Raw genomic sequence first — 9658 nt, 5'->3', positions numbered from 1 at the left:
TTAAAGATGAAAAAGCAGCATAAAATAAAAAAGCCAAAGCGATGTAATCGCTCTGACTTTTTTGACCCACCAACACTACTTGTCAAAGAGCCAAATTTTCATATCATTAAACATTCCTTTCTTTTTTCAATTATAATCCTTTTTAGACTAAAATCTCAAATAGGCAAACCTATTTGGTGATTAAAAGGCCCAGAAATACATCAAGACAATATGCACGATGATCATTAGAAAAGCAATGGGCGCTTGTTCTTTGATGACATTATTTTCATTTTTCATTTCTAACAAAGCGACTGGTAAAGCATTAAAGTTAGCCGCCATTGGAGTCAATAACGTTCCGCAAAAGCCAGCTGTCATGGCTAAAGCTCCTGCAACTACTGGATCAGCACCTTGCGCAATCACAAACGGAATACCAATTCCGGCTGTAATCACTGTAAATGCAGCAAAAGCATTCCCCATGATCATTGTAAAGATCACCATTCCTAAACAATAGGCAACCACACCAGCTAGACGATTGCCTTCAGGGATAACAGAAGAAATCGCACCGGAAATGACATCCCCTACTCCAGCTTCTGTAAAAATAACCCCTAATGCAGCTAACAATTGTGGCAGAATCCCTGTTGTTCCAACTTGTTGCACCATGCGGTCTCCATCTTTCAAAGCTGTAGTTGGAGAAGCTTTGGTGATCGCCATAGCCACAAGGAGAGAAACGACGGATCCAATCCCGATCCCCACTTGTCCGCCAAGCGGAGTCAATTGGGCAACACCGACAGCTACGACAGCTAAAGTCAATACAGGAAGAAAGACTAGGTTGCCGATTCGTTCGTTGTTTTCTTGAGTCTCTTTTTCAGATGCTTCAAAAACGTGGCCAATATTGACTTGTTTAAAGAAGGTCAATACACCGATCACTAGCAGCAAGGCACCACTGATGATCGAAGGGATGAAGTTTCCGATCGCAAAGATCACACCGAGAAGCAGCCAAAATAAAGAGGTGCCTAAACGAGTCGGATGTTCTTTATCCATGAAAACAGCGATTCCTGTATAGATCAGCAAAAGTCCGACCAAAATGAAAAATAGTTCTAATAAGTTATTTGTCAAAGCTTCCATCGGTTAACGTCCTCCTTTGCGATTAGATAAAGGCACGTCATTTCCATATTTGCGCTTCATTTTTCTGTCGAATAAAATATTTGATAAAACAACGAAAAGAAGTGCGATCAACGCAATGGGCAGAGATGCCTGAGCAATAGAAACAGCAGAAACTTCATATCCTAAAGATTCTAGGGTTCCCGCAATCAGCAAAACACCCGAAGCGGCAATAAAGGTATTTTGCGCAAAGAAGTTTCCATAGTTCTCCGTTGCTGCTGCACGAGCTTTGATTCTTTCTATGTCTTTCTCGTCAACCTGCTCAAAATCTGTTTTCGCAGCTGCTTGTGCCATCGGTTCGATCAATGGACGGATAAACTGTGTGTGTCCTTGCATACGAATTGAGAAAAAACCGGCCAATTCACGAGCAAACATGTACAGTGTGAAGAGTCTTCCAGTCGTCATTCCCTTGATGCCTTCAATGATTTTCACTGCTTGCTGCCGCAAACCAAAGTGTTCTGTGATCCCGATCATCGGCAATGTCAGTAAAAACAAGGTAACTAGCCGATTGGAGACAAAAGCTTCTCCTAGTAAGGATAAAAAGTCTGTAAATGAGATACCAGATACGAATGCCGTTGCTAATCCAGCTACTAACACGACAGCGATCGTATCCAGCTTCAGCATAAAGCCGATCACAATGATGACTATTCCAATTAAGCGTATATATTCCATATGATTCCACAACCTTCTCTTTTTTTACATTCTTTGATTATACGTTTCTTTTAATAAAAATTCAAAAGAAAAACGAAACGCTTTTGATGCAAAAGAAGGATGAACGTCCGCCGCATAGGCTGTCATTCACCCTCTATGCTTCATCGATCAGTCTATTTCTCTTTTGTTTCTTTGGCTAGTCGTCTCCTAACCAAGGAACATGTAGGCTTAAAGATTCAGCAAAATCTTCATTTTGTTTCAGTTTTTCCATTCGACGTTGTTTGCGTTTTTCATAACCAGCACAAACTTGCTTTTCTTCTTCGGTTTCCGGTTGGACAAGCGGAACAATGAACTCTGTCTCCTGATTCATATGAGAAGGAACTGCAACAAAAGTCATGAAACAAGTAGCTGCCAAGTAACGTTCTCCTGTTACCAGCACTTCTCCGATCACTTTTGCAAATACTTCTATTGATTTCTTTCCAGCTCCCGTGACATATGTCTCCACACATACCGAATGATTTTCCAAAATCGGATGTAGAAAATCTAGATGGTCAACAGAAGCCGTCACCGCTCCCCGCCGGCAATGCCTTGTGATCGAGATAGAGGCAGTATCGTCTAACATCGTCATCAACTTTCCACCGAACAAATAGCCAAACATATTCAAGTCGGTCGGAAAAACCCGATGTGTTTGAATCACTCTAGACTCCCGACAAAATTTCACTTCACGTTCTTCGTTCATCATCACTTCTCCTTTTGGTTCATTTCCTTGCCTATCATACGCTATTTACAGATGAAGTTAAACCCTGAAATGCAGTCTACATTAGCCCCGCCTTTCAATAGACGATGAAAAACATCCTAAGCAATCTTCCCCTTCTGACAATCCTCTCTATTAGTTTTATCCAAGAAAAAAAGAAGCTCCACTCCGATTTTTCTAAGTGAATGCTTCTCTCTTCTGTTTTTTCAATCACCAATCTCTTAGTTTACCCCTGGCAAGCCGCCCATTTCTTCTTTTGTTTCATGAACTGTTCCTTCTTTGTACTCCGGTCCGGCATAAATCGTATAGAGTTTTAATGGCTCACTTCCTGTATTAATAATGTTGTGCCAAGTATTTGCCGGTATAAGGACAGCATCATTTTTTTCAAATACACGTTCAAAGTCTAATTGGTCTTTTTCAGGTCCCATTTGACAAAGTCCTTGTCCGTCTTCAATGAAGATAAACTGATCAATGTCTTTGTGTATTTCTAGTCCTGCTTCCTCTTGAGGTGGGATCGTCATCAAAATGACTTGCATTTTTTCACCTGTCCAAACTGTTCTGCGGTAACTGGTATTTCTTCTAGACCATTCTTCAATATCAATGACATAAGGTTTCTTTCCATAATCTTGTTGTTCAACCATTGCTAGCCCTCCCCTGTCAAAACTATTTGTGTATTTTTTTACAATCTACCGTTTTTCCCCTCTTTCCCTCCTTTTGCACCTCTTCTCTCTCTTCCTTTATTATATAAGAAAGCGCATTCTTTTTGAAATATTTTTAATTCAACTTCATTTAAACTTTTTGTTTGAACTGTTGCAAAGAGAATGCTACTCTTGAAGTGTAAAAGATTTTTATACTTAAAGGAGAGTTGCAGAATGGATAAAAGAATGACGGGTTTAAAATTGATTTTTCGTAACGGCGAATATTGGGTAATTGATAAAGAAATGATCGGTGACTTATGGATCAAACACATCACCACTTCTTTCGGAAGAATTAACGGAAGCGATTTCCAAGAAATTCATCCTTGTGAATCTTTTAAAATCGAAGTTTTACCAGAAGCTGACCATGTTCAAACAGAAAACATCAATTATGGCGGTTTAGAATCTGGTATGTTTGCACGTATTACTGGATACTCTGATATTGAACGCATGGAAGTTATGTATGATGCTTCAAATGAAGATCCACAAACTGAAAAACTGATCGACCGCATTTACTTCCCATATGAAGCAATGGATCCTGACGGCATTGATAACCGTTACCAATCTACAAAAGTTGCTGACAATGGAAACTTATATATCGCGATCGACTACGATAAAAAAGTAGAAGATTTGTTTCCAGATTTAGCTAAATAATAGAAGTCATTTGATTATATAGCACCATACTTTCAAGGTATTTCCTTCAAAGTATGGTGCTTTTTTAGTACGCATTTTCCCAAACAAAACAAAGCTGATCTATTGATGTCTTACAACAGAAAAAAACTGAAAAGGCTGTTTTTATCATGTTTCTATTTGTCTGAGCATGTTATACTGATAATGAAGGTAAAAAGAAACAAACAACAAGAGGAGACGCTTTAAATGAGAAATATGGTTTTAAAATTTCAAAGATTCATGGTAGGAAGATACGGACTAGACAAACTTTCCACTACTCTGTTATACAGTGGGCTAGCAATCGTCCTTTTGTTTACTATCTTCCGTTTGCCTTTGATCAGCTTCATTGGCTGGGCAGCTGTTATTTTCAGCTATTATCGCATCTTTTCAAAACAGCGTACAAAACGTTATCAGGAAAATCAAAAATTTTTGGCTTTTAAAAACCAATTGACTAGAGAATGGAACAAACGGCGCAATAGATTCTATCAACGCAAAAGTTATAAATTTTATTCTTGCCCTAACTGTCATAAAGAATTGCGAGTCCCGCGTCATAAAGGAAAAATCAAAATCACCTGTCCTCGTTGCCATGAGCAATTTATCAAAAAAACATAGCCATACATCAGATTTATTTTCTGCATCAAAAAAAGGCAGCTCCTCTTAGTAGAAGCTGCCTTTTTTGATGAATGAGTAAATGACATTAAACATACTGATTTCGATCGATTAATCAAAAAGAAGAACCAGGTTGCTTTAAGAATGCAACTTCTTCTGGCGTAGATGCTCTTCCTAGTATTTCATTTCGGTGCGGATATCGACCAAAACGGACTAAGATATCATGATGCGCAATTTCGAATTTAAGCGGTTCTGCTAAACCTTCTGTATGGAAATACTCAAGTGCCTTTTCATGAATAACTAAGGACTCAGAATGCATAAACGGCATATACAAAAAAGACAGCTCGGCTTTTGATAAAGTTGAAACATCATACTGTTCGATAGCTTCTTGAGCCAACACCAATGCCATTCCGTCATAAGCAAATGAACGAGGATCCCCGCGATAAATATTGCGTGAAAACTGATCTAAGACAATGATTTCCGCCAAACAACCTTCTAGCGTAGTGCGCCAGTGTGCTAGCTCTCCTTGTACAGCTTGTTGATGAACTTGATTAAAGCGCGTATAGATCTCTTGATCAAATCCTTCATCTTTTTCAAAGTGTTTTTTTGGATCCACTTCATTGAACCAAAAGTCTAATACCTTCCTATACTCCATCTTTTACCACCTCTTTTATACTATAGCACAGAGCCTGTCCAACAAGAACGCCTATTGATTCGGCAAATCATTACAACTTTGAATCAAAAAAAGTTTTATGACAGATTGAAAAAACGTGTAAGCTCAAACTTCATCCTGTCTCTAGATTCAAATCTTTATGTCTGTTAAATTCAACTCGTAAGCTTTCCTTTTGCCTTCTATTCCTGCTGATACATAAATGATTCCTCTATAAGTAAAACCAAATGACAACACCAACTTTTGCATGCGCTGATTTATTTCATGGGTATCGATGCGAATATGTTCGATTCCTTTTGCATAAGCAAGACTAATCAGATTGGAAAAGAACAGTTTGCCCAACTGAAGGCCTCTAAATTTTCCCGAGATTGCTATTCGATGAATAGCAGCGTAAGGAAGGCTCGCTTCTTGCCATTCCCCTTCGTAAATAACAGCATAGTTAGGATCTTCTCCTGCTACTAAGGTTGCTGTGCCGGCAATTTCATCATCAACCATTAAAAGATAACAATCCCCTTTATCAATATCCATTTGCAAAGCCGTCTGATCAGGATATCCGTCTTGCCATTGAGAGCTGCCGTCTTTTTTCAGTAATGTTTTTGCATCTTCAATGATTGCCATCATTTGAGGTAAATGTTGCTTTTCAGCTTTTTTAATATAGATTGCGCTCACACTTTTCCCCCTTCTCTTTTTTCATGAATAAAAAGATTATAACAAGAAAGCTGCTTCTATGCATGAAAAAAGGCCATTAACTAGAAAGTTAATGACCTTTTTGAATCAATCTCTGTTTATTCTGTTAACTGTTTTGAATAGTCATCTTGGTCTTTTTTTAACCTGAGAAGACGTCATTTCAAAAGATTAAGCATTTTCTGAAGCGCCAGATACACTGTCTACAGCAACGGTTTCTGTTTCTTTTTCAGATGCGCCAGACACGCCGTCAACAGCTTTGTCTTCTTTTGCTGAAGCGCCGGATACACCGTCAGTGCCGCCAACTAGTTCTTGTCCTGTTTGTTTCAAATACCAGTCGATGATTGGTTTGAAATCAAGGATGTATTCATTTACACCAGCGTAGTTGCCATTTTCATCATGCATAGCTTGGTAGTTATGAACAACATATTTGTCAGGACCATGTGTTGGTACATGAACGCGAACTGCATCTGTTGCACCTGAACGCAATTGTTGCAGTACCCAGCCCACGTTTTTATAAGCTTTTTCAGGGTGACATTTGGCAAGTGGATTTCCAACTTGACTAGGGTTTCTAGAAGCCAGCATTTCTTCAGCTGGTGCTGTTTGGTTGTAGTACAAGAATTGGTTGTTGCTATCTGCATAAGTCAATTCCATTGGCATTGAAGCTAAGAAGTAATTCAATTGGTCAACCGTTAAAATACCACGGTCCAATTTGACATAAGTTTTTCCTTCAACAGCGTTAACAGCTTCTGCTGCTTGTTCTACCCAGTCATCTGCATTCATATCAACATTTTCGATCGTTGTATCAATTTTGCCAGTCGCATAAAGATCTTCTGGTTCAGGCGCTTTTGCTGGTTGTGGTTCGTCTAGGATGCCGACAACGTTGACAAAACGCATGAATTTGCGTAAGCAGCTTTCTAGATAGTCTACTGTTCTTTGGTCTTTGATGTTGTTGTCTGTATCAAAAGCTTCTTTTACTTTACCTAATAAGAACTCATTTCCTGGAAATACATGAGCGTTAACCCCAGGTGAATCCAAGATTTGGCGCAAATGTAATTGAGCACGTGATGTTCCTTGGTCATAGTAAGAAGCACCGATGACCATCACTGGTTTAGCATCTAAAGGATGGATCTTGAATGACAACCATTCGATCACACTTTTCAATCCAGCTGGAATAGTGTGGTTGTGTTCTGGTGTTGAGATGATCACACCATCTGCATCCATGATTTTTTTGTTCAAGTATTGAACTTCTTTGCTATTTGTTTGATCATCGCTTTGATTAAATAGTGGGACGTCTTTGATTTCTAAAACTTCTAATTCAAATAAATCACCAAAATGTTTTGCGACGAATTCCATTAATAAACGGTTATATGAAACTTCTGCGTTAGATCCTACGATTCCTACTAATTTCATTTATTTCGACTCCTCACTATTAAATATTTTCCCAAGAAAAGTTTTCTACTTCTTTTTTGTCTGCTTGATAAGCACTTTTCAGTTGTCCAGTGATTTCAACAAAAATCATAAAGTCTTCAAATAATTTTTCTAATTTTTCAAGTTTTTCTTGATCAACTAAGTTTCCTTCTTCGTCAAATGCTTGTAGAGAATGTCCTAACAAAAATTCAGAACTAGGCATGATACGTGCTTTTAATTCAGGTGCATCAAGAATTTGACGTAAATGTACTTGTGCGCGCGAAGAACCTAATGTTCCGTAAGAAGCTCCCGTGATCATGACTGGCTTGTCGAGAAGCGGAACGATTCCGTATGAAAGCCAAGCAAGTGCATTCATTAAAGAAGCAGGAACAGAGTGGTCATATTCAGGTGTGCTGATCACAACTCCATCTGCAGCATCGATTTTATCAGCAATGATTTGAACTTCTTTTGGTACTTGTTTATTTTCAGGTTTGTTAAACAAAGGAATGTCTTTAATTTCCACCAATTCGATTTGCGCTTTGTCCGCAAAATGTTTTTCCATAAACTCCAATAATGTACGATTAGTAGATTGATCTGAGTTTGTTCCTACTAAACCAATAAATTTTTTCATACTACAACTTCCCTTCTATGCTTATCCGCCGATGATGTCAGAAATAAATTGCTTTTTCCTTCACAAATTTCTCTGTCAACTTCAACTTTTTCTTTGTTTATTTTACATCTAACTTGTTTTTTGCAGAAATGTTCTTCATTGAGAATCGAATCCAATTCATTTTCCAGCAAAGAATCATTTCCTTTTGCTTACTTTGTGATTTTAATACTATTCCTTTTTTCTTTAATCGTCAACTTTTTCTATAAACTTTTTAAACTTTCTTTCTAAGTTGTGAACTTTTATTCAAAATTTATTTTTCAGCTCTGCTGTTCATTCTTGTTTTATCTTGTTTTTAAATTTTTCTTTTTCTTCATTGTGATTTTAATCATAGATGTTCTTCACTTTATATCCAACCGCTTTTTCAAGGTCCTTTGAAAAAAAGAGCTTTCCTTCCTTAGTGATCACTAATCCTTCAATCCCTGGAAGTGTTTCTAGTGTACGGATAATTTCGTTGACAGGCTTGCCAAATAAACGTGTCGTCCATATTTCACCGTCTACTGACTGATCGGAGACGATCGTCAAGCTCACGACATCCGTTTCTATAGGATAGCCTGTATGCGCATCTAAAATATGATGGTAAGTTTCGCCACCACTTTTTAAGCTTCTTTCATAGATACCAGAAGTGACAACGGATTGATCGTGAACTTTCAATGTTGCTACAAAATTGCCGCGCGACAATATCGGGTTTTGAATACCGATCCGCCAGTTATGATCGGCTCGTGTAGGCGCATCTCCCATCGTCACGAGGTTTCCGCCCAAATTGATTAAACCCGACAAAACATTTGCTTCTTTCAAATAAGCGATGATCTTATCCGCGATGTATCCCTTTGCCAAAGCACCAAGGTCGATCAACATGCCTGTTTGCTTCAAAAAAACCGACTGTTCGCTGTCATCTAAAACAATATTTTCAGGATCGATTTTCTTTAGAAGTTCTTGGATCTCCTGTGGCTCAGGAACTTTTGCATCTTCAAAACCGATACGCCATGTTTGTACTAATGGCCCGATCGTGATGTTCAAATTGCTATCAGGTGAGCAACTGTGAAATTTCCCGATTTTTATCAGCTCATATAAATCTGGATGAACGCTAACTGGACGAATGCCCGCATTTTGATTGATCTCCATTAATTCAGAGCTTGCATCATTTGCGCTGAAACGCCTTTCATAAATTTCTAGCCGATTGACCGTTTCGTCCAATACAGCGTCAGGAGAATCATGTTGGATCTGCAGATCAATGACCGTTCCCATCAAGTGAACAACTCGTTTCTTTTGTTCCATTCCTGTTCATCACCGTTCCTTTTTATTAAATTTGATTTAGTTTATTCAACATTTTTATCTGCTTTTTTTTATCTTAACATAACTTCGAAGCAGCCGACCTGTAGTGACCCCCAAATATTAGACTTTTTTGAAGTGGAGAAATCCACTTCTTTTTTTCTACTTTTATCCGCAAGAAACTTCTAACCCTAAGCGGCGTTCTGAATTTCTTTACGATAGTCGATTGGACTCATCCAATCGAGTTTCCGTTTGATTCTTCTGTGATTGTAATAGTCGATAAATGTGACGATTGTTCTCTCTAGTTCTTCGTAGCTATGAAAAACTTGTCCATGATATACTTCTTGTTTCAAAAGACTAAAGAAATTTTCCATTGGTGAATTGTCCAAACAATTTCCTTTACGAGAGAAACTTTGGAAAATGCTGTGTTTCTTCAA

At 38.2% G+C, this 9658-nt stretch carries 13 protein-coding genes; 3 read left to right on the top strand and 10 right to left on the bottom strand.

The features are described 5' to 3' along the window. Positions 1–180, top strand: a 180-nt coding sequence (locus BM057_RS11860) for a hypothetical protein (protein WP_218147470.1), incomplete at its 5' end; no start/stop codon positions are given. Here the strand turns inward: BM057_RS11860 and BM057_RS10660 are convergent. The 4 genes from BM057_RS10660 to BM057_RS10645 all read right to left on the bottom strand — a co-directional run bounded on the left by BM057_RS10660 (position 181) and on the right by BM057_RS10645 (position 3186). Beyond that, entirely contained in the window at positions 181–1104 is a 924-nt protein-coding gene (locus tag BM057_RS10660) for a DUF979 domain-containing protein (protein ID WP_092093674.1), read from the bottom strand. Between the two features lie 3 nt (positions 1105–1107). Continuing rightward, entirely contained in the window at positions 1108–1812 is a 705-nt protein-coding gene (locus tag BM057_RS10655; RefSeq protein ID WP_092093671.1) for a DUF969 domain-containing protein, read from the bottom strand. A gap of 175 nt (positions 1813–1987) precedes the next feature. Then, positions 1988–2530, bottom strand: coding sequence for an acyl-CoA thioesterase (locus BM057_RS10650; RefSeq protein WP_047390562.1), 543 nt, complete (start codon positions 2528–2530; stop codon positions 1988–1990). 236 nt (positions 2531–2766) lie between these two features. Further along, positions 2767–3186, bottom strand: coding sequence for a cupin domain-containing protein (locus tag BM057_RS10645; RefSeq protein WP_047390561.1), 420 nt, complete (start codon positions 3184–3186; stop codon positions 2767–2769). A gap of 231 nt (positions 3187–3417) precedes the next feature. On the opposite strand from BM057_RS10645, the gene BM057_RS10640 reads away from it, so the two are divergent. Next, positions 3418–3894, top strand: coding sequence for a hypothetical protein (locus BM057_RS10640; protein WP_047390559.1), 477 nt, complete (start codon positions 3418–3420; stop codon positions 3892–3894). A 222-nt stretch (positions 3895–4116) separates the two neighbouring features. Then, the gene (locus BM057_RS10635) at positions 4117–4521 is read left to right on the top strand and encodes a hypothetical protein (protein ID WP_052181793.1); all 405 of its coding nucleotides are present in this window, start codon (positions 4117–4119) and stop codon (positions 4519–4521) included. Positions 4522–4633: 112 nt separating this feature from the next. Here the strand turns inward: BM057_RS10635 and BM057_RS10630 are convergent, their stop codons facing one another. The 6 genes from BM057_RS10630 to BM057_RS10605 form a co-directional block, all read right to left on the bottom strand. Beyond that, positions 4634–5173 (bottom strand): DUF924 family protein, encoded by a 540-nt coding sequence (locus tag BM057_RS10630; protein WP_092093669.1) that lies wholly within the window; start codon positions 5171–5173, stop codon positions 4634–4636. A 147-nt stretch (positions 5174–5320) separates the two neighbouring features. Beyond that, positions 5321–5857 (bottom strand): GNAT family N-acetyltransferase, encoded by a 537-nt coding sequence (locus BM057_RS10625; protein WP_092093666.1) that lies wholly within the window; start codon positions 5855–5857, stop codon positions 5321–5323. 186 nt (positions 5858–6043) lie between these two features. Continuing rightward, positions 6044–7285 (bottom strand): NAD(P)H-dependent oxidoreductase, encoded by a 1242-nt coding sequence (locus tag BM057_RS10620; protein ID WP_092093663.1) that lies wholly within the window; start codon positions 7283–7285, stop codon positions 6044–6046. A 19-nt stretch (positions 7286–7304) separates the two neighbouring features. Then, a complete protein-coding gene (locus BM057_RS10615) occupies positions 7305–7913 on the bottom strand; it encodes an NADPH-dependent FMN reductase (protein ID WP_047390553.1) in 609 nt (202 codons plus the stop codon). A gap of 360 nt (positions 7914–8273) precedes the next feature. Further along, positions 8274–9227 (bottom strand): FAD:protein FMN transferase, encoded by a 954-nt coding sequence (locus BM057_RS10610; RefSeq protein WP_092093660.1) that lies wholly within the window; start codon positions 9225–9227, stop codon positions 8274–8276. Between the two features lie 185 nt (positions 9228–9412). Further along, on the bottom strand, positions 9413–9658 hold a 246-nt coding region (locus BM057_RS10605; RefSeq protein ID WP_177186247.1), incomplete at its 5' end, for an IS3 family transposase.

This window comes from Pisciglobus halotolerans (assembly GCF_900113675.1).
In the GTDB taxonomy this organism is placed as follows: Bacteria; Bacillota; Bacilli; order Lactobacillales; family Carnobacteriaceae; genus Pisciglobus; species Pisciglobus halotolerans.
This window is presented reverse-complemented; position numbering and strand designations above follow the sequence as displayed.

Excerpts from the sequence above, each read along its gene's own strand:
- BM057_RS10620 (WP_092093663.1), bottom strand. The coding sequence starts at position 7,285 with ATGAAATTAGTAGGAATCGTAGGATCTAACGCAGAAGTTTCATATAAC.
- BM057_RS10660 (WP_092093674.1), bottom strand. The coding sequence starts at position 1,104 with ATGGAAGCTTTGACAAATAACTTATTAGAACTATTTTTCATTTTGGTC.
- BM057_RS10615 (WP_047390553.1), bottom strand. The coding sequence starts at position 7,913 with ATGAAAAAATTTATTGGTTTAGTAGGAACAAACTCAGATCAATCTACT.
- BM057_RS10650 (WP_047390562.1), bottom strand. The coding sequence starts at position 2,530 with ATGAACGAAGAACGTGAAGTGAAATTTTGTCGGGAGTCTAGAGTGATT.
- BM057_RS10630 (WP_092093669.1), bottom strand. The coding sequence starts at position 5,173 with ATGGAGTATAGGAAGGTATTAGACTTTTGGTTCAATGAAGTGGATCCA.
- BM057_RS10610 (WP_092093660.1), bottom strand. The coding sequence starts at position 9,227 with ATGGAACAAAAGAAACGAGTTGTTCACTTGATGGGAACGGTCATTGAT.
- BM057_RS10645 (WP_047390561.1), bottom strand. The coding sequence starts at position 3,186 with ATGGTTGAACAACAAGATTATGGAAAGAAACCTTATGTCATTGATATT.
- BM057_RS10635 (WP_052181793.1), top strand. The coding sequence starts at position 4,117 with ATGAGAAATATGGTTTTAAAATTTCAAAGATTCATGGTAGGAAGATAC.
- BM057_RS10640 (WP_047390559.1), top strand. The coding sequence starts at position 3,418 with ATGGATAAAAGAATGACGGGTTTAAAATTGATTTTTCGTAACGGCGAA.
- BM057_RS10655 (WP_092093671.1), bottom strand. The coding sequence starts at position 1,812 with ATGGAATATATACGCTTAATTGGAATAGTCATCATTGTGATCGGCTTT.